We start from the raw sequence: 19,042 nt of genomic DNA, 5'->3' as shown, positions 1-19,042 counted from the left end.
AGCATTTTTTTTAAAAAAACTAATATGACAAATTACCCCTGGCACTTATTTTTAATGGCCGCAATGTATTGCTTCGCAGGCATAATGCATTTCATAAAGCCAAAAGCTTATTTACGGATAATGCCAAGATACCTGCCAAAACCAAAAGTACTGGTTTGCCTAAGCGGTTTAGCTGAGATTCTTACCGGTATTGGACTCTGTTTTCCAGAAACAAAGAATATTGCCATTTGGTGTATTATTTTAATGCTCACGGTATTTTTACTGGTTCATTTTTATATGCTTTCTTCAGATAAAGCAGGTCTTAATCTTCCAAAATGGATTTTATGGGGGCGTATAATTTTACAATTTGGTTTAATGTATTGGGCTTATATTTACCTATCTATTTAAACTAAAAAAGCCCTCATTACGAGGGCTTTTTTAATTAGAGATAAGCTTATTCACTTAGTCAATCATTACTTCTTTAGAGAAATAGTCCTTGCCTATAGTAATGCCTATACGATAAGCACCTTTTCTTAATTCAGAAAGGTTTAGAGCTTGTTTAACAACAAGACTTTTGTCTGATATAGATTCTATAATCTCACCATTCTCATCATAAACACGAGTTGTTGTCTTTACTTCCTTAGGGTTTGTAAAAGAAATTAATACAATACCATCCTGTATCTTGTAATTAGGCTTAAAAATAGTTTTACTCTCATCACTTACAATGTCAAGACCATTAACTTTCTTATCTATTGTAGTGTACGATTTAGCATAATCATCCTCATAAATAAGATAGTACTTACCACTTGGAAGGTTTTCTAAACTTAATGTCTTAAAATCATTTGCTAAACTGCCCGCATACTCCCTGTAGAGTTTTTCACCTTTAGCATCTTCCAGATAAATCTGGGCTCCCTCCATTGCATTTGTATACTCAACTTTAACCATAAAGTTTTCGTTTACAGTAACTGCGATTCCGTCTGCGGCATTTGCGTTTAAGCTAAAAGCTAAAACTAATGCCATTACCAAAGTTTTAATTGTTGTCTTCATAGTTTTGGGTTTTTTGTGATTTATAAATTTCACATTACAAATGTACGGGTGATTTGTACCTAGAAATAGAAGCAGTTGTGCAGATTAATGTGGTATTTTAACCTTACATATTGATTAAATATCTATTTTGTGAAAATTATATATATTTGGGTTAATATTGCATCATAAAAACTCTAATAGGTTATATAAATTTAGATTGAATTAATACAGAGCATATGATTAAGTCTGCAAAACCTGCATTCGAAAAAATAGAACCCGGTTTTGGAAGTTCATTTTCCTGCAGAACATATGATGAAAACAACGAGAATAACAGTCATACATTCTGGCACTATCACCCTGAACTTGAATTAGTTTATGTTAAAGGTGGTACCGGAAAAAGACAGGTAGGTAGTCATATTTCTTACTACCGTAATGGCGAACTAATACTCATAGGGTCAAATTTACCCCATTGCGGATTTACAGATTCATTAAACAACTACGAGCAGGAGACGGTTATACAAATGAGACCTGATTTTTTAGGTGAATCTTTTTTTGATATCCCTGAGATGCGCAGTATAAAGGCCTTATTTGAAAGGGCTAAAATGGGTATCGTATTTCATGGTGAAGTAAAACGAACTGTAGGTGCAAAAATCGAATTACTCAAGAATGCTTCAAATTATGATCGTCTGCTGGGTTTACTTGAGATTCTTAAACTTTTAGAATCAGCAGATAAATATACCGTATTGAATGCTCAGGGTTTTATTTTAGAAACCGAATTGCAAGATAATAATCGCATAAATGTCATATTCAATTTTGTTAAAGAGCAATTTAAAAGACAAATTGCTTTAGAAGAAATTGCGGAACTGGTAAGTATGACGGTACCCGCGTTTTGTCGTTATTTCAAAAAAATAACAGGGAAGACATTTACACAATTTGTGAACGAGTATAGACTCGTACACGCTGCAAAATTACTTCACGAAAAACCTATAAGTATCACTGATGTATGTTTTGAAAGTGGTTTTAATAACTTCAGCCATTTTAACAAGCAGTTCAAGAAATTTACAGGTAAAACTCCCTCTACCTATCGTAATGAATTGAAATTTATCATTTCATAGATACTTAATCCATTTAGTATTTTTAATTGTCATAAAAGTTAGACAAGAATATTATATTTAAATAAATATATTCATTCTTAACCCATACTTAATATATTAAATTGCTATAAATCATAATATTAGACTATATTTAAAATAGCTGCTCCCCCTTTGAGCTGCTTAATATAAAGTTGTAAGACTTTTCTTTAAATACTTTATATTAGTAAAATACAAAACCAAAAGACCCCTTATTATAATGATCTATCAATCAAATCTATCGAGTCATGACTCAACTGAATATACAAGACATATTTTTAATAGAACGCTTTACGACCTCGAGATGGGATAGTCAACCTAAGCCCTGTTTCTACTTTGAAATTATATTTATTGAAGATGGCAGCGGAAGAGTAAGTCTCAATGGTAAAGTGATATCCTATAAATCGAGAGATATTTTTGTTTTTAAACAAGATGAGTTGCCTGACTTTAAAATTCACGAAACAACCACATTTGTTATTTTTAAGTTTACAAACTTATTACTAAGCAGCAAAATAAGTTTACCCGATAGACAATACTGGTTGAGACGCAGTGAGTTTATATTAAATCATCCTAAAAGAAAATTCCAAGAAGCTATAAATACTACAGAAGATCGCGATCTTATGTGGAGGCTTGTATTTTTCATAAGAAAAGAAAATACAGATAAACAGCAGTATTACCTTCACATAATTGCAAATATGGTAAGTACTATACTAAGCGTCATAGCTCGAAATATAACGGAATCTAATTCAGAAAATAAACTTGTAAAAGCTACAGTTAAATCAGATCGTATTGAAGAGATCTATACCTACATACGATATAATATATACGATTCTAGCTTACTAAAAATTTCAACAATTGCTAAACATTTTCAGATAACCAGTAGTACTCTAAGTAACTACTTTAAAAAAGAAACAGGAAACTCCCTTCACAATTATATTATATTGTACAAATTAGGCATTGCCCAGGAAAGACTCACACAGTCTAATTTTACCGTATCACAAATAGCAAATCAATTGGGATTCACAGACGAAAGTCACCTTACGCGTATATTTAAAAAATACTGCAAGGTGACTCCTAAACAATATAAAGAAACTTATATAAAAGAATAAAAACTAGTCAAATAAGCTATTGAGTACCGAGGCGAGTCTTACTCCTCCTTTTTTTATCTGCTCCTGTAAGGTATCAAAATTATCTGCCTGATATCTGTAACTTAATTTTTCACCTACTTCGGCAGAAGCATATACTTGTGCAGCTAATTCCTGTCCTTCATTAACCCAGTCTAACAACGTTCCTGAGGTAAGGGCTTTTTGTTCTTTTTTACTTACTTTACCAAAATTTTCTGCAAGTTCAGAATAAGACATTCCATAACTATCTATCATTTTGCTGTCCCACAATGAGTGTAAATTTGTACCATCATTAAACCAGCGCACCTGTACATCATTTCCTCCTTTATCTTCAGCATTACCTAGATGTAGTGGTTGATGCAAATCACCTACAAAGTGTACTAATAATTTTAAATGAAAGGCTTTTTCCTCTTGTGTTGATGTAGTTGAGACTAAAACTTCTTTACATTTATTTATTGCAAATACTAAATCTCCATCAGGATTTTTAGTGTCTTCATAATACGTTAAACCCGGAGCTATATTAACATAATGCCAAGGACTATATTTTCTAAATTCCTGATAACTTTTTATATCATCACCATAAGTAGAAACAGTTACCAAATTTTCTTCACCTAGAAGTTGCGCTATGGCTTTCTTAGTTTTTGAGGTTAGATACTGCTCTGCAACAGCTGCAGTTGCTCTATGACCAGTTTTACCCCAATCATTTGCCTGTGAAAAATTTGTACTTAAGAGTGCCGCAAAAAGAACCGTAATCAGTTGTTTCATCTTTATTTTTTTTTTTGCAAATCTAAGAGAATCTTTGTCTATAAAAGAGGCTGAATAACCTTTATATAATTGTTTTCATCTAGTATACTGAAAAGAAACAAGTTACCTCATGCAATTTGACATTAAAAGACTAAAACATTTAAGTTTAACTTACGTTTTAAAAATTAGGGTTCCGTAATTTTAGTGATAACTTTACCGTACTATTTTAATTTATAAGAAGCATATTGAATATGAAAACTTTTAGAGAAATACAGCGTTTTGATCAATGGTGGTTGAGATTACTTCTGGTCGTTATATTATGTATTGCTATAAGTCCGTTGTTTATGAATTATGATACGCTAATTTTATCGCGGTTTGAGATTGCCTCAGTAATTCTAAGTATTCTGGTAATTCTCGGACTTTTTATAGGCTTCTGGTACATCTTTAAATTAGAAACGGTTATTGATGAAAAAGGCATCACCTACCGTTTTGTTCCTTTTCACATCAAATCGCGTTTTAGATCCTGGAGCGAAATTAAAAGTGCTTCAGTACGTAAATACAATCCTATACGAGAATACGGCGGTTGGGGGTATCGCATTTCATTCACAAAGCGAAAGGCTCTAAATACAAAAGGAAATAAAGGTATTCAACTCATGTTTAGTGATGGAAACGAACTCTTATTAGGCACTCAATATCCTGAAAAAATACAAGAAATTTTAAACTATTATAACATCCCAGCAAATACCACTTCCTAAATGAAATTCTTTATTCTTTCCTTTTTTCTTGTAGTGATATGCAAAACCAATGCTCAAGAATATACAGAGTCTGAAATTCAAGTAAATAGTTTTATTAACGGAACATTACTACACGCAAAATCTTCAAAAGACACTCTTGCCATAATAATAGGAGGTTCTGGTCCTACAGATCGCAATGGCAATCAACGCACCGCTCAAAATAACAGCTTAAAAAAACTCGCTGAAGAACTTTCTAAAAAGGGTATTTCTACATATAGATATGATAAAAGAATTTTCACTTTAATACAGGAAAATGCCCTTATAGAAGAGAAAATTAGTTTTGATGATTTTGTAACTGATGCTGTTTCGGTCATTGACTATTTTAAAAAGGCAGGCTTTATTAATATTGTGCTCATAGGCCACAGTCAGGGTGCCTTAATTGCTACACTTGCAGCAGAGCAGCGTGATATAAGTCATCTAATAGGTCTGGCTGGTGCAGGCCAGTCTATAGATAAGCTTATCGTAGATCAACTAGAAGTACAGGCTCCGGGGCTTGTTGAAAATGCAAAACAAGCATTTACAGATCTTAGAGAAAAAAATAAATCAGAAAAGTTTAGCGTAGGCTTAATATCTATTTTTAGGCCCTCTGTACAGCCTTTTATGAAAAGTTGGATGAAGTATGATCCTGCTAAGGAATTGTCAAAAATTAACGCTCCTATACTTTTAGTAAACGGGACAAAAGATCTTCAGGTTACAGCTAAAGAAGGAGAGCTTTTAAAAAATTCAAATAGCAATGCAAAAGCAGTAGATATTGATGGCATGAATCACGTACTGAAAATCATTGAAGGTGATGAATTAGAAAACTCTAAATCTTATAATGAGCCCTACCGTCCTGTTGCAGAAGAACTCATAAATTTAATAGTTGATTTTGTACGCTCTTAAAAATATATTTTAGAAAAGGTGCATCATTTCATAGGGTGTCTATTATTTTTTTTTAGAAATATAAATAGCCTGATTCAATGTCTACGCTAGTTTTTAAAGAAGATTTTAGGCATATTTGTACCGGAACAAACAAAAACTAATGCGAATTAAATTTACTCTTATTATCATTTGCTTAACTACATTAGTAGCTTGCAATAAAGATTCAGATTTTACCTTAACCGGAAAAATTAATGGTTTAAAAAAAGGAAAACTTTATTTACAACGTGTAGAAGATACTACCCTTGTCAATCTAGACAGTCTTATTATAGATGGGGATTCTGAGTTTGAATTTTATGCTAAACTGAAAGAACCACAGATTTTATATCTTACTCTTGAGAAAGTAGATGCTTATGAGTACGATGATCGCATTATGTTTTTTGCTGAACCCGGTGAAATGACTTTGAATACATCTTTGAAGAATTTTGAAAGCCAGGCTGCTATTACCGGTTCTGAAAATCAAATTAAATTAGAGGAGTATAACAAAATAATACGCCGTTTTAATGATGAAAATCTTGATCTGATCAAGAAAAACTTTGAAGCTCGTAAACAGCAGGCAGAAGACTCAATTATTTATTACGATCAAAAGCTGCAGAATTTAACTAAACGTAAATATTTATACACCGTTAATTTTGCAATGAATAATAAGCAATTTGAGATTGCTCCTTATTTAGCTATATCTGAAATTTTTGATGCCAATATTAAGTATTTAGACACCATTTACAATTCTTTAGAACCTAAGGTAAAAAAGTCAAAATATGGTAGCGTATTGAAAGATTTTATCAAAGACCGAAAGACTTTAGATAACGAAGAGCAAACCACAACAGTTACCACTGTCGAGGAGTAAAAATTTTTAAGCACAAAAAAAAGCCCTAAAAATATTTTCATTTAGGGCTTTTTTTATGCTTGAAGAAATTAGCTTAAAGCGTATTCACACGCTCAATAAGTGCTCTGCCTTTAGTTTCTAATTCGGCATTTACTTCTTTAAGATGTTTACTTCTGTTTCCAACTTTGTTGTTGTTCACTTTTACGATTAATTCGTCAAAAGTTGCAATAGCATCATCAACAATTGCTTCAGACTTAGTACGGTCTTCTTTCGGATTTAAGGCTTCCCAAAGGTATACTGCGTCTATGATATCGCCTAAAACAAAGTTTATATCTTTCTTAAGGTCTCTAATATTTGCCATAATTTAATTTTTTGCAAAAGTACGTTTATTTTATGCACTAATTATAAATAGACTTCAAGAATTTCGCAAGTTGCAGCACTCAAAGCAACTCCGGTATTTTTTGCAGGTATTAATAAGGTTTCTCCCGCTGAAAGTTTGCCCTCACCTCCGCTTCCAGAGTAAGTTAACTCACCGGAAACTATTATAATGATTGTAAATGAATCAGATCTGGCAATACTATAATCGTTATCCTTTATATGAACCCAATCTGTCTTAAAGTATGTATGATGCTTAACAGTTTGTGCCGTATTTAAGCTGGTACGATTGTAATCTAACTTAAAATCTTCAGTGAGCTCAAAGTCGAGAACTTCACGGGATTCTGCTACGTGCAAATCTCTTAGATTCCCAGAATCATCTTTACGGTTGTAATCATAAACTCTATAGGTAACGTCTGAAGTTTGCTGAATTTCAGCTAGCAAAACACCTCCACCAATAGCGTGTATACGACCGGCATTTATAAAAAAGGCATCACCTTCTTTAACCTCATGCTGATTCATAACGTCTTCAATACTCAAATTTTTAATATGCGTATCGTAATCTTCTTTAGAAATCTTCTCACTAAATCCTACCGTAAGTTCTGCCCCTTTATCTGCCTGCATAATATACCACATCTCGGTCTTACCTACTCCGGTAGGTGAAGTCTCATCTGTAGGGTGAACTTGTATAGAAAGATCACTTGCCGCATCTATAAATTTTATTAATAAAGGAAATTGAAGTCCGAATTGTTTATAAACGCGTTCTCCTAAAAGTGAAGCAGGATCTTTTTTGATAATTTCTTTTAAAGTAGCTCCCTTTAAAATACCATTTTTCACAATACTTTGCCCTTCTTCCAGGTCTGCAATTTCCCAACTCTCGCCTAATTTAGCAGTAGGGTCATTCCCTTTATTAAATAATTGATTCAGTTTTTGACCACCCCAGATTTTTTCTTTTAATACGGGTTCAAATGTAAAAGGATAAAGTGTATTACTCATAGTCTGAAATTATGCTTTAGTAAGCGCTTTTAACGCTTTTGAAATATGATTTTTAGATTTTATACTATTATAGCGCATTATCAACGATCCCGATTTATCAAATACAAATGTCTCCCTACCCGGTAAAAGACCCATAAGCGATGACTTTACTCCAAACTGCTTTCTAACTTTACCATTACTGTCTGAAAGCATTATAAAAGGAAGCTTGTATTTTTTTGAAAATTTTGCGTGAGATGCGGTATCATCAGAACTGATTCCTATTACCACCGCTCCTGCATCCTTGAAGTCTTCATATTTATCTCTAAATTCACAAGCTTCTGCGGTGCACCCGGGCGTAAAGTCTTTAGGATAGAAATAAATAACAACAGCCTTATTCTCAATATTTACAGAACTAAATATTTCAGCACGTTGATCTTCTAATTCAAAAACGGGTAATTTATCTCCTAATTGCAGCATAGCTTAACTTCCTGAATACGTGACAAAATTACGCGGAGTTTCATACAACGTAATTTCAATTTTAAATTTATCTTCTAATTTTCTACGAAGCTTATCATAAATAACCACACAAATGTTTTCTGCCGTAGGATTTAAATTAGAAAATTCTGGAACATCCAGATTTAGATTTTTATGATCAAAAGGTTCTTCAATTTCAGATTTTATTAAATCTTTTAAAATTTTTAAATCAATTACAAAACCGGTTTCAGGATCTATCTCTCCCGTTACAGCCACTATTAGATCATAATTATGCCCGTGGTAGTTAGGATAGCTACATTTTCCGAATATTTCAAAATTCTTATCAGCATCCCAGTCTGACCTAAAAAGTCTGTGAGCAGCGTTAAAATGCGCTCTACGCTTAACTGTTACACTCATTGCTCAATGTGTTTGTAAAATTTATCAAAAATGATCTTAAACCATTCTGTATACACGTTAGGATTATTTATCATATCTAGTTTTATATCTTCAAGGGACATCCACTTCCATTCTGATACTTCATCGGGATTAAGGTTTGGTAAACCTTCATAATTGCCTAACAGTATATGATCAAATTCGTGCTCAGTCAAACCGTTATCAAATGGAGCTTTGTATATAAAGGAAATACTTTCTTCCAGTTCTGTAACAAAACCCATTTCTTCCATAAGTCTGCGCTTACCGGCGGCAATATTAGATTCGCCTTCGCGCTGATGACTACAACAAGTATTCGTCCATAAACCTGGAGAATGATACTTATGTAAAGCTCTTCGTTGTAACATAAGCTCTTTGTTTTCATTAAAAACAAAAACTGAAAACGCCCTATGTAATAAGGCTTTTTCGTGAGCTTCCATCTTGGGCATTAATCCTACTTGTTGATCATTTTCATCAACAAGAATGACAAGTTCTTCATTCATATTTCTTTTTAGTTGTAAATGTACAAATACAACTAAGGGCTTACAATAGAAAAAGCCTTCTTATTCAGAAGGCTTTTGGGTATTTGTTATATTAAATGCGCATTAATAGTCTTGAACAATGAATTCACTTCTACGGTTAAGCTGGTGATCTTCTTCACTACATTTAACCCCATTGCTACATTTATTTAAAAGTTGTGTCTCTCCATAACCTCTTCCGGTTAAACGCTCTTTAGCTATACCACCTTTTTCGATGATGTAATTTATTGTAGATTTATTACGTCTCTCCGATAAAGCTAAGTTATACGCATCTACTCCTCTACTATCTGTGTGAGATCTAACGTCTATTCTTAACATTGGATACTCTTTCAGTACTTCAATGATTTTAGCTAACTCTACAGCTGCATCAGGACGTATGTTTGATTTGTCAAAATCAAAATAGATAGGATTAATTAGCTTACCTAAGTCAAAGTCTGGAGGTATTGTTGTAATAGACTGCTCTAATTCAATTACAACGGTAACATCACTACTCTCTTTAGGTACGTTTATTAATTTTTCTGCTGTACTATATCCTTCTTTTTCTGCTCTTACAAAATAGTCTGTATCACAATTAGGATTTTCAAATAAATAAGAAGCGTTGGGCTCTTCAGTTTCACCAGAAACAATAAGTTCATTCTCTAGATTACGCACTCCTATCAATGAATTATTTAGTGGTTTTCCTGTAGCTTTATCAACAACAAGAATGTTCACTTTACTATCACAAGCAGTACGTACAAAACCGTAAATATTATCATCTAACGGGTCATTTGCTCTATTAGAAGCAAAATAACCGGTTTCAGATTCGGTATCGTATATAAATGTAAAATCGTCTTTCGGGCTATTTATAGGCTCGCCAATATTTGTTATTTCATTCTTTTCAGAATCATAGCTGTAAATATCTAAACCTCCTAAACCACCACGGCCATCTGTTGAGAAATAGAGTTTACCATTTTTGTCTACAAAAGGAAATGTCTCTCTTCCCGGTGTATTTACTGCAGCTCCCAGGTTTTCAGGGGTACCGTAACCACCCGCATCTGTTAGCTCAACTTTCCAAATATCAGATTCTCCAAAAGAACCATCACGGTCTGAAGCAAAATATAAAGTTTTACCATCTGGAGACAAGGCAGGATGCGCTGTTGAAAAAGAATCACTGTTAAACGGAAGCTCTGTGGCAACTCCAAACTGCCCACTGCTACCTTTAACAGATTTATAAAGCTTGAGTTTATTAGTGCGTTTAGAATCACTTTTATATTGATTTTTAGTGAAGTTATTTCTTGTAAAGTACATAGTAGTTCCATCTGCAGAGAAAGTCGCTGTACTTTCGTGAAACTCTGTATTTACGGGGCCTTTTAACTTACTAGCAGACTTAACTTGTCCATCGTCTTCAATAGATCCTGTATATAAATCTAAAAAAGGTTGGTTATTCCATTTGTGAATTCGTGTTGACATTGTACCCGTATCTCTAGTCGATGCAAACATTAATTGCTCACCGTAAAATGAAGGTGCAAAATCTGAATAGCCTACGGTATTTACATTAAGTCGTTGAATTTCATAGGTGCCATTTACATAACCTGTACGAACTTCTGCAGTTGTACCATTATAGTAGTCTGTACCTTCAGTGCTCATAAGCTCTTTGTAGCGCTTAATCATCTCAAGAGATTTATCATACTCTTTTATGGCTCTCAAGGTTTGGGCGTATCTAAAGTACTGGTCTGGAGTAACATCAGCAGGATATTTTTCCACTAATTTCTGATACCACATTTCTGCTTCTGTATAATCTGCATTATAATAAAATGCATCACCCAGCTTACTGAAAAGTTCTGCTGACTCATAACCTGCTTCAGCAACTTTCAAAAATATTTTTTGAGAGTCTACAAAAGCATACCTGTTAAATTGCTTGGTTCCGTTTGCTATTTCTCGCTCCTGAGCATTTACACTAAATGAAGCTAGCGATAGTAAAATTACCAGTGTAAAAATAATTTTTTGATTCATGGGGTTGAAAATTTAGGGAATTAAAAGAATCGCGGCGTAAGCATTCTGTTATACTCCTTGAATAATTCAAAGCGTATAAATAGTTCATAAGTACCATCATTGTAAGTAGCATTACCCAAGTCTGTACTTTCTCTATCGTAAGCAAATCCTATTAACATTCCATCAGAAACCTGAAAACCTACAAGACCGCTCAAAGCAGCACTCCATCTGTAAGATGCTCCTAAAGTAAGTTTATCATAGAATAAAAAATTTGCATTTACATCTACTGCTAATGGAGCGCCAGCTACCATTTTGACAAGCGTTGAAGGTTTAAATTTTACATCTCTACCTATGTCAAAAACATAACCTGCTAAACCATAATAATGAATTCGTTCCTCAGCTACAAAAGTTTCAGCTCCGCTAGTACCACTTCTTTCAAAATGATCTGTCTGAAGTAGGTAAGGTGCAGACAAACCTCCATAAAATTTAGAATTGTGATAGAATATCCCTACTCCCACATTAGGAGAAAGTTTATTGTCTATATTAATTAAAAATGGATCACCAGCATTAAAAGGATTAGTTCTACTAAAGTCTACATCTAATAAATTTAAAGTTCCTTTAATACCAAAACTGAATTTACCCTCTGCTCCAGTTTCTATAGTATAACTAAAATCTCCACTAAAATTAGTTTCTCTGGCTGGTCCTAGTACATCATTTACTAAGCTAAATCCTACACCTACCTTACCTAATCCTACAGGACTATGCACTGAAAGATTCTGTGTACGTGGAGCACCATCTAAACCTACCCATTGACTGCGATGCAACAATACAATACTGGTAACCCCTCGGTTACCTGCATAAGCAGGGTTTATTACCAAGGGATTATACATGTATTGTGTATACTGGGGATCTTGCTGACCATAACTAGATCCTGCAAAAAGCAAAACAACTAGTACAATTAACTTACCTAAGTTTTTATTCATCGTCATAAGCTTGTTACTATAATTACTCATTGAGTGATGCTTTATTAGTTAATGTATAAGAATGAAGCCAACTTACGTATTTCTCCACTATCTCTTTCATAAGTAATGATGTAATAGTAAGTACCTGTAGGTAAACGCTCGCCTCTTCTTACGGTTGCACGACCATCAGAGAATCCTCTAAATGCATTATCTGAATTAGGATCATAACCCTTAGTACTGAACACTTCTACACCCCAACGGTTAAATATTTGAACCGTATTATTAGGGAAATCAGTTATGTTCTGTATCATAAACACATCGTTTAGACCATCACCGTTTGGCGTCATTACATTGTATACAATGATATCTTCTCTATCTAATACACCATCTAATCTTGTAAACGTAGGATCATTCGTTGGATCACCATCTGCATCATCTGGATTATCTACAGTTTCGACAGTATCATCACCATTATCTGATAAATCCTCTATAACATTTCCATTAGTTAATACACCACTTCCTATAGCCTGGTTTTTAACACCTGCATTTTCTATATCATCCTGTGTGATCACATAGACAGCACTAAATGTGTCTGTATCAACTGCACCTGCTGCTAAATCTATAGGCCCTCCTGTTACAGTCACTAGTGGATCATCGATCACTATATCAAATATAGCTGTTTCACCAGTATTTCTTACTGTAAAGGTATAGGTAATAGTCTCACCCACTTCAGGCACTTGATCACCATCCTCGTCATTCCACGTTCCAAATTTATATACACTAAGACCTGTTAAGCCAGGAGTATTTGTAATTGTAGGATCGTTTGTAGGATCACCATCACCATCATCATCTACAGTCTCATCGCCGTTATCTGATGTATCGGTTACATCCTCATCAAATGGATCTTTACCTGTCGCTAAAGCAGAGTTTGTTACAAATCCTGCCTCAATATCAGTTTGAGTGATTGTATAGCTCGCTGTTGCAACACCAATATCTCCAGGTGATAAATCTGCAGGATCTATAATTAATCCAGTAATACCTAAGAATGCATCGTCGATTACAATACCACTTACAACTGTATTACCTGTATTGGTAACCGTGAAGGTATAAGTAATAGTCTCTCCTACTTGCGCAAATGCATCTGCATTCTCATCATTAAATACTCCTGTTTTCACAAGTTGTATTTCAGGATTTGGCTTCTCAGATACTAAGATATAAACTGTTGCTGTATCAGTTGCTACAGGAGAACCTGCATCAAATATCTGATATGTAAATTGATCATTACCTGCAAAGTCTGTATTTGGCGTGTAAATAAAAGTACCGTCAGCGTTAATAACTACTGTTCCGTTTGCAGGACCATTAGCAGGTGACAATGCCACATCTACTAATTGTGTTTGCCCTTCTGGATCAGTATCATTATCAAGAACATTACCACTTATACTCTCATTAGTCTCCCCAAAGTATGCATCATCGTTAGCATTTGTAATGTTACCTGCATCAGGTATAATATTGATTATTACAATTGCTGAATCACAAGCCTGTGGATTACCATTATCACATACTGTATATTCAAAACTATCCTCTCCAACAAAACCAGGTCCCGGAGTATATGTATAGCTTCCGTCAGGATTTACTACTACTGTTCCGTTAGCAGGGTTTGTATTACTAGTTACAGTAATTGGATCACCATCTGGATCAAAATCATTACTTAGTACATTACCATCAATACTAACTCCTACCTCTGTAGTATTTGTATCTGCATTAGCTACCGGTGGGTCATTCTGGGTTGTTTCAAGAGGAACAACTTGAATATATACCGATGCAGTATCACAAGCTTGAGGACTTCCACCGTCACATATTTGATATGTAAATGTATCATCACCTATAAAGTCTGTGTTTGGTGTGTAGGTATAGCTTCCGTCAGGATTGAATACCAAAGTACCGTTTGTAGACTGTGTTACCACTGTGAATACCTCACTTCCAACAGGACCGTCAGGATTCTCATCATTAGTTCCTACGTTACCACTTACCGGCTGGTTAACAAACGTATCATTGATATCAGTAACTGCTAGTATGGTATTACCTCCATTTGGACTAGGATCAATACTGATGTAAACCGTTGCTGTATCAGTAGCACCATTATCATCTGTAATTGTGTACGTAAACTGGTCTGTACCACTATAAATTCCATTTGGAGTATATGTAAGACTACCGTCTGCTAGTATAACCACTGTTCCATTTGAAGGCTGTGTATTAGAAGTTACAGTAAAATCATCTCCTTCTGGATCACTATCATTAGTAAGTACATTCCCTGTAATTACTTCTCCAATCAAACCAAAATAAGCGTCATCATTAGCTACAATAGTATTACCTGCATTTGCAATAACATCAATTGTTACAGTTGCTGTATCACATAGTGATGGGTTATTATCATCACATACTGTGTATTCAAAACTATCCTCTCCTGTAAAATCAGGGTTTGGAGTATAGATGAATGTTCCGTCAGGATTAATTACTAAAGTACCATTAACAGGAGTAGTATTACTTGTTACAGTAAGAACATCTCCGTCTGGATCAAAGTCATTTGCTAATACATTACCATCTACAGGTGTACCTGCTTCAGTAATTGCCGTATCATCATTAGCTACAGGAGCATTGTTTTCAATTGTTCCTTCAGGCAATACCTGTATAGTTACATCTGCACCGTCACAAGCCTGTGGAATACCTGCATCACATACCTGATAAGCGAAAGTATCTTCACCTATAAAGTCTGCGTTTGGTGTGTAGGTATAGCTTCCGTCAGGATTGAAAACCAAAGTACCGTTTGTAGGCTGTGTTACCACTGTGAATACCTCACTTCCAACAGGACCGTCAGAATTCTCATCATTGGTTCCTACGTTACCACTTACCGCTTGATTCACAAACGTATCGTTGATATCGTTGATCGCAAGGATGGTGTTAGCCGCACTAGGATCTACAGTAATGTATACAGTCGCTGTATCTACTGAACCAGCTGTATCTACTATATCATAAGTAAATTGATCTGAACCGCTAAAGCCTGCATTAGGTACATAGCTTAAGCTTCCGTCTGCTGCTAAAGTAACTGTTCCGTTTGCTGCATTGGTGTTTCCGGTTACAGCTAATGGAAGGTCTCCTTCTGGATCGCTATCATTAGTAAGTACGTTTCCGGTTATTTCAGCTCCTAGGTATCCGAAGAATGCATCGTCATTAGCTACTGTAAAGTTTCTAGTATCTGCAATAACTTCGATAGTTACCGTTGCTGTATCACATAATGCTGGTGTACCAGTATCACATACTGTATATTCAAAACTATCCTCTCCTGTAAAATCAGGGTTTGGAGTATAGGTGAATGTTCCGTCAGGATTAACTACTACTGTTCCGTTTGTTGGATTTGTATTACCGGTTACAGTAAGTGGTCCGCCATCTGGATCAAAGTCGTTAGTCAATACATTACCATCTACAGGTGTTCCTGCTTCAGTAATTGCTGTATCGTCATTAGCTACCGGTGGATCATTTCATTAGTAGTTAAAGGCAATACCTGTATAGTTACATCTGCACCGTCACAAGCCTGTGGAATACCTGCATCACATACTGATAAGCGAAAGTATCTTCACCTATAAAGTCTGCGTTTGGTGTGTAGGTATAGCTTCCGTCAGGATTGAAAACCAAAGTACCGTTTGTAGGCTGTGTTACCACTGTGAATACCTCATTCCAACAGGACCGTCAGGATTCTCATCGTTGGTTCTACGTTACCACTTACCGCTTGATTCACAAACGTATCGTTGATATCGTTGATCGCAAGGATGGTGTTAGCGCACTAGGATCTACAGTAATGTATACAGTCGCTGTGTCTACTGAACCAGCTGTATCTACTATATCATAAGTAAATTGATCTGAACCGCTAAAGCCTGCATTAGGTACATAGCTTAAGCTTCGTTGCTGCTAAAGTAACTGTTCCGTTTGCTGCATTGCTGTTTCCGGTTACAGCTAATGGAAGGTCTCTTCTGGATCGCTTATCATTAGTAAGTACGTTTCCGGTTATTTCAGCTCCTAGGTATCCGAAGAATGCATCATTCATTAGCCTACTGTTAAAGTTTCTAGTATCTGCAATAACTTCGATAGTTACCTGTTGCTGTATCACATAATGCTGGTGTACCAGTATCACATACTGTATATTCAAAACTATCCTCTCCTGTAAAATCAGGGTTTGGAGTATAGGTGAATGTTCCGTCAGATTAACTATACTGTTCCGTTTGTTGGATTTGTATTACCGGTTACAGTAAGTGGTCCGCCATCTGGATCAAAGTCATTAGTCAATACATTACCATCTACAGGTGTTCCTGCTTCAGTAATTGCTGTATCGTCATTAGCTACCGGTGGATCATTCTCATTAGTAGTTAAAGGCAATACCTGTATAGTTACATCTGCACTATCACAAGCCTGTGGAATACCTGCATCACATACCTGGTAAGCGAAAGTATCTTCACCTATAAAGTCTGCGTTTGGTGTGTAGGTATAGCTTCCGTCAGGATTGAATACCAAAGTACCGTTTGTAGGCTGTGTTACCACTGTGAATACCTCACTTCCAACAGGACCGTCAGGATTCTCATCATTGGTTCCTACGTTACCACTTACCGCTTGATTTACAAACGTATCGTTGATATCGTTGATCGCAAGGATGGTGTTAGCCGCACTAGGATCTACAGTAATGTATACAGTCGCTGTATCTACTGAACCAGCTGTATCTACTATATCATAAGTAAATTGATCTGAACCGCTAAAGCCTGCATTAGGTACATAGCTTAAGCTTCCGTCTGCTGCTAAAGTAACTGTTCCGTTTGCTGCATTGGTGTTTCCGTTACAGCTAATGGAAGGTCTCCTTCTGGATCGCTATCATTAGTAAGTACGTTTCCGGTTATTTCAGCTCCTAGGTATCCGAAGAATGCATCATCATTAGCTACTGTAAAGTTTCTAGTATCTGCAATAACTTCGATAGTTACCGTTGCTGTATCACATAATGCTGGTGTACCAGTATCACATACTGTGTATTCAAAACTATCCTCTCCTGTAAAATCAGGGTTTGGAGTATAGGTGAATGTTCCGTCAGGATTAACTACTACTGTTCCGTTTGTTGGATTTGTATTACCGGTTACAGTAAGTGGTCCGCCATCTGGATCAAAGTCGTTAGTCAATACATTACCATCTACAGGTGTTCCTGCTTCAGTAATTGCTGTATCGTCATTAGCTACTGGTGGATCATTCTCATTAGTAGTTAAAGGCAATACCTGTATAGTTACATCTGCACCGTCACAAGCCTGTGGAATACCTGCATCACATACCTGGTAAGCGAAAGTATCTTCACCTATAAAGTCTGCGTTTGGTGTGTAGGTATAGCTTCCGTCAGGATTGAATACCAAAGTACCGTTTGTAGGCTGTGTTACCACTGTGAATACCTCACTTCCAACAGGACCGTCAGGATTCTCATCATTGGTTCCTACGTTACCACTTACTGCCTGATTTACAAACGTATCGTTGATATCGTTGATCGCAAGGATGGTGTTAGCCGCACTAGGATCTACAGTAATGTATACAGTCGCTGTATCTACTGAACCAGCTGTATCTACTATATCATAAGTAAATTGATCTGAACCGCTAAAGCCTGCATTAGGTACATAGCTTAAGCTTCCGTCTGCTGCTAAAGTAACTGTTCCGTTTGCTGCATTGGTGTTTCCGGTTACAGCTAATGGAAGGTCTCCTTCTGGATCGCTATCATTAGTAAGTACGTTTCCGGTTATTTCAGCTCCTAGGTATCCGAAGAATGCATCGTCATTAGCTACTGTAAAGTTTCTAGTATCTGCAATAACTTCGATAGTTACCGTTGCTGTATCACATAATGCTGGTGTACCATTATCACATACTGTGTATTCAAAACTATCCTCTCCTGTAAAATCAGGGTTTGGAGTATAAGTGAATGTTCCATCAGGATTAACTACTACTGTTCCATTTGTTGGATTTGTATTACCGGTTACAGTAAGTGGTCCGCCATCTGGATCAAAGTCGTTAGTCAATACATTACCATCTACAGGTGTTCCTGCTTCAGTAATTGCTGTATCGTCATTAGCTACCGGTGGATCATTCTCATTAGTAGTTAAAGGCAATACCTGTATAGTTACATCTGCACTATCACAAGCCTGTGGAATACCTGCATCACATACCTGGTAAGCGAAAGTATCTTCACCTATAAAGTCTGCGTTTGGTGTGTAGGTATAGCTTCCGTCAGGATTGAATACTAAAGTACCGTTTGTAGGCTGTGTTACCACTGTGAATACCTCACTTCCAACAGGACCGTCAGGATTCTCATCATTGGTTCCTACGTTACCACTTACTGCCTGATTTACAAACGTATCGTTGATATCGTTGATCGCAAGGATTTCATTCGACTCTATAGTTCCAGTTGCAGTATCTGATAGATTGTCTGTCGTTCCTAATGATACCGTAGCTATAACAATAAAAGTCTCATCATCTTCAAAAGCTGTATCGTCTACTGTTGGGAACGTGATTGGTCCGCTGGTAGTCTGTCCCGCAGGGATTGTTACCTGTAGTGGTGTTCCGTCTGTATAATCCTCAGGATTGGTTGCAGTACCATCAGCAAAGGTGATGTCTACTACGATATCCTCATAACTTGGTTTATCTAAAGTCACTACAAAGACTGCATCTGCTCCTTCTGCTACTGTTACATCTGCAATAGTAATGGT

Annotated in this window: 19 protein-coding genes and 2 pseudogenes; 6 read left to right on the top strand and 15 right to left on the bottom strand. The window is 35.8% G+C overall.

Going from position 1 to position 19,042, the window contains the following annotated elements:
• Nucleotides 1-24 precede the first annotated feature (24 nt).
• Entirely contained in the window at nt 25-387 is a 363-nt protein-coding gene (locus tag P164_RS00165) for a MauE/DoxX family redox-associated membrane protein (protein ID WP_035899259.1), read from the top strand.
• 54 nt (nt 388-441) lie between these two features.
• Here P164_RS00165 and P164_RS00160 read toward each other — a convergent pair whose 3' ends face one another.
• Nucleotides 442-1,026 carry a T9SS type A sorting domain-containing protein gene (locus tag P164_RS00160; protein WP_125411728.1) on the bottom strand — a complete coding sequence of 195 codons (585 nt, stop codon included), beginning with the start codon at nt 1,024-1,026 and terminating at the stop codon, nt 442-444.
• Nucleotides 1,027-1,241: 215 nt separating this feature from the next.
• On the opposite strand from P164_RS00160, the gene P164_RS00155 reads away from it, so the two are divergent.
• Nucleotides 1,242-2,120 (top strand): AraC family transcriptional regulator, encoded by an 879-nt coding sequence (locus P164_RS00155; RefSeq protein ID WP_028374467.1) that lies wholly within the window; start codon nt 1,242-1,244, stop codon nt 2,118-2,120.
• A 263-nt stretch (nt 2,121-2,383) separates the two neighbouring features.
• Nucleotides 2,384-3,244: a helix-turn-helix domain-containing protein gene (locus P164_RS00150; protein WP_028374466.1), complete on the top strand. Its 861-nt coding sequence runs from the start codon at nt 2,384-2,386 to the stop codon at nt 3,242-3,244.
• 3 nt (nt 3,245-3,247) lie between these two features.
• Here the strand turns inward: P164_RS00150 and P164_RS00145 are convergent, their stop codons facing one another.
• Nucleotides 3,248-4,024 (bottom strand): S1/P1 nuclease, encoded by a 777-nt coding sequence (locus P164_RS00145; RefSeq protein WP_028374465.1) that lies wholly within the window; start codon nt 4,022-4,024, stop codon nt 3,248-3,250.
• A 230-nt stretch (nt 4,025-4,254) separates the two neighbouring features.
• Here P164_RS00145 and P164_RS00140 point away from each other — a divergent pair, with 230 nt between their 5' ends.
• The 3 genes from P164_RS00140 to P164_RS00130 all read left to right on the top strand — a co-directional run bounded on the left by P164_RS00140 (nt 4,255) and on the right by P164_RS00130 (nt 6,562).
• The gene (locus P164_RS00140; RefSeq protein WP_028374464.1) at nt 4,255-4,758 is read left to right on the top strand and encodes a hypothetical protein; all 504 of its coding nucleotides are present in this window, start codon (nt 4,255-4,257) and stop codon (nt 4,756-4,758) included.
• On the top strand, nt 4,759-5,679 hold the full coding sequence (locus P164_RS00135) for an alpha/beta hydrolase (RefSeq protein WP_028374463.1): 921 nt from the start codon (nt 4,759-4,761) through the stop codon (nt 5,677-5,679).
• A gap of 139 nt (nt 5,680-5,818) precedes the next feature.
• Nucleotides 5,819-6,562 (top strand): DUF4369 domain-containing protein, encoded by a 744-nt coding sequence (locus P164_RS00130; protein ID WP_028374462.1) that lies wholly within the window; start codon nt 5,819-5,821, stop codon nt 6,560-6,562.
• A 73-nt stretch (nt 6,563-6,635) separates the two neighbouring features.
• On the opposite strand, the gene P164_RS00125 is transcribed toward P164_RS00130, so the two are convergent.
• From P164_RS00125 to P164_RS18615, 13 genes and pseudogenes are all read right to left on the bottom strand, one after another.
• Entirely contained in the window at nt 6,636-6,902 is a 267-nt protein-coding gene (locus P164_RS00125) for a hypothetical protein (protein ID WP_028374461.1), read from the bottom strand.
• 41 nt (nt 6,903-6,943) lie between these two features.
• A complete protein-coding gene (locus tag P164_RS00120) occupies nt 6,944-7,912 on the bottom strand; it encodes a type I phosphomannose isomerase catalytic subunit (protein WP_028374460.1) in 969 nt (322 codons plus the stop codon).
• A 9-nt stretch (nt 7,913-7,921) separates the two neighbouring features.
• Complete coding sequence (locus tag P164_RS00115) at nt 7,922-8,368, bottom strand: peroxiredoxin (RefSeq protein WP_035899258.1); 447 nt, start codon at nt 8,366-8,368, stop codon at nt 7,922-7,924.
• Between the two features lie 3 nt (nt 8,369-8,371).
• The gene (locus tag P164_RS00110; RefSeq protein ID WP_028374458.1) at nt 8,372-8,782 is read right to left on the bottom strand and encodes a 6-pyruvoyl trahydropterin synthase family protein; all 411 of its coding nucleotides are present in this window, start codon (nt 8,780-8,782) and stop codon (nt 8,372-8,374) included.
• Entirely contained in the window at nt 8,779-9,297 is a 519-nt protein-coding gene (idi, locus tag P164_RS00105) for an isopentenyl-diphosphate Delta-isomerase (protein ID WP_028374457.1), read from the bottom strand. Before idi ends, P164_RS00110 begins: the two co-directional genes overlap by 4 nt.
• A gap of 102 nt (nt 9,298-9,399) precedes the next feature.
• On the bottom strand, nt 9,400-11,325 hold the full coding sequence (locus P164_RS00100; RefSeq protein WP_028374456.1) for an OmpA family protein: 1,926 nt from the start codon (nt 11,323-11,325) through the stop codon (nt 9,400-9,402).
• Nucleotides 11,326-11,345: 20 nt separating this feature from the next.
• Complete coding sequence (locus tag P164_RS00095) at nt 11,346-12,317, bottom strand: type IX secretion system membrane protein PorP/SprF (protein WP_035899257.1); 972 nt, start codon at nt 12,315-12,317, stop codon at nt 11,346-11,348.
• A 14-nt stretch (nt 12,318-12,331) separates the two neighbouring features.
• Nucleotides 12,332-15,790, bottom strand: a pseudogene (locus P164_RS00090) (Ig-like domain-containing protein); the annotation flags it as partial.
• A gap of 43 nt (nt 15,791-15,833) precedes the next feature.
• Nucleotides 15,834-15,983 carry an Ig-like domain-containing protein gene (locus P164_RS18630; protein ID WP_159105994.1) on the bottom strand — a complete coding sequence of 50 codons (150 nt, stop codon included), beginning with the start codon at nt 15,981-15,983 and terminating at the stop codon, nt 15,834-15,836.
• Between the two features lie 72 nt (nt 15,984-16,055).
• Nucleotides 16,056-16,175: pseudogene (locus P164_RS19155) on the bottom strand (hypothetical protein); the annotation flags it as partial.
• A 25-nt stretch (nt 16,176-16,200) separates the two neighbouring features.
• The gene (locus P164_RS18900; RefSeq protein ID WP_234405841.1) at nt 16,201-16,452 is read right to left on the bottom strand and encodes a hypothetical protein; all 252 of its coding nucleotides are present in this window, start codon (nt 16,450-16,452) and stop codon (nt 16,201-16,203) included.
• 74 nt (nt 16,453-16,526) lie between these two features.
• Nucleotides 16,527-17,156 (bottom strand): Ig-like domain-containing protein, encoded by a 630-nt coding sequence (locus P164_RS00085; protein ID WP_159106012.1) that lies wholly within the window; start codon nt 17,154-17,156, stop codon nt 16,527-16,529.
• On the bottom strand, nt 17,108-19,042 hold a 1,935-nt coding region (locus tag P164_RS18615; protein WP_028374452.1), incomplete at its 5' end, for an Ig-like domain-containing protein. The genes P164_RS18615 and P164_RS00085, both read right to left, overlap by 49 nt.

The organism is Leeuwenhoekiella sp. MAR_2009_132 (assembly GCF_000687915.1).
Classification (GTDB): Bacteria; Bacteroidota; Bacteroidia; order Flavobacteriales; family Flavobacteriaceae; genus Leeuwenhoekiella.
Note: the sequence above shows the minus strand (reverse complement) of the source record. Positions and strands in the feature narration are given on the sequence as shown.

Excerpts from the sequence above, each read along its gene's own strand:
- P164_RS00165 (WP_035899259.1), top strand. The coding sequence starts at position 25 with ATGACAAATTACCCCTGGCACTTATTTTTAATGGCCGCAATGTATTGC.
- P164_RS00160 (WP_125411728.1), bottom strand. The coding sequence starts at position 1,026 with ATGAAGACAACAATTAAAACTTTGGTAATGGCATTAGTTTTAGCTTTT.
- P164_RS00155 (WP_028374467.1), top strand. The coding sequence starts at position 1,242 with ATGATTAAGTCTGCAAAACCTGCATTCGAAAAAATAGAACCCGGTTTT.
- P164_RS00150 (WP_028374466.1), top strand. The coding sequence starts at position 2,384 with ATGACTCAACTGAATATACAAGACATATTTTTAATAGAACGCTTTACG.
- P164_RS00145 (WP_028374465.1), bottom strand. The coding sequence starts at position 4,024 with ATGAAACAACTGATTACGGTTCTTTTTGCGGCACTCTTAAGTACAAAT.
- P164_RS00140 (WP_028374464.1), top strand. The coding sequence starts at position 4,255 with ATGAAAACTTTTAGAGAAATACAGCGTTTTGATCAATGGTGGTTGAGA.
- P164_RS00135 (WP_028374463.1), top strand. The coding sequence starts at position 4,759 with ATGAAATTCTTTATTCTTTCCTTTTTTCTTGTAGTGATATGCAAAACC.
- P164_RS00130 (WP_028374462.1), top strand. The coding sequence starts at position 5,819 with ATGCGAATTAAATTTACTCTTATTATCATTTGCTTAACTACATTAGTA.
- P164_RS00125 (WP_028374461.1), bottom strand. The coding sequence starts at position 6,902 with ATGGCAAATATTAGAGACCTTAAGAAAGATATAAACTTTGTTTTAGGC.
- P164_RS00120 (WP_028374460.1), bottom strand. The coding sequence starts at position 7,912 with ATGAGTAATACACTTTATCCTTTTACATTTGAACCCGTATTAAAAGAA.
- P164_RS00115 (WP_035899258.1), bottom strand. The coding sequence starts at position 8,368 with ATGCTGCAATTAGGAGATAAATTACCCGTTTTTGAATTAGAAGATCAA.
- P164_RS00110 (WP_028374458.1), bottom strand. The coding sequence starts at position 8,782 with ATGAGTGTAACAGTTAAGCGTAGAGCGCATTTTAACGCTGCTCACAGA.
- idi (WP_028374457.1), bottom strand. The coding sequence starts at position 9,297 with ATGAATGAAGAACTTGTCATTCTTGTTGATGAAAATGATCAACAAGTA.
- P164_RS00100 (WP_028374456.1), bottom strand. The coding sequence starts at position 11,325 with ATGAATCAAAAAATTATTTTTACACTGGTAATTTTACTATCGCTAGCT.
- P164_RS00095 (WP_035899257.1), bottom strand. The coding sequence starts at position 12,317 with ATGAGTAATTATAGTAACAAGCTTATGACGATGAATAAAAACTTAGGT.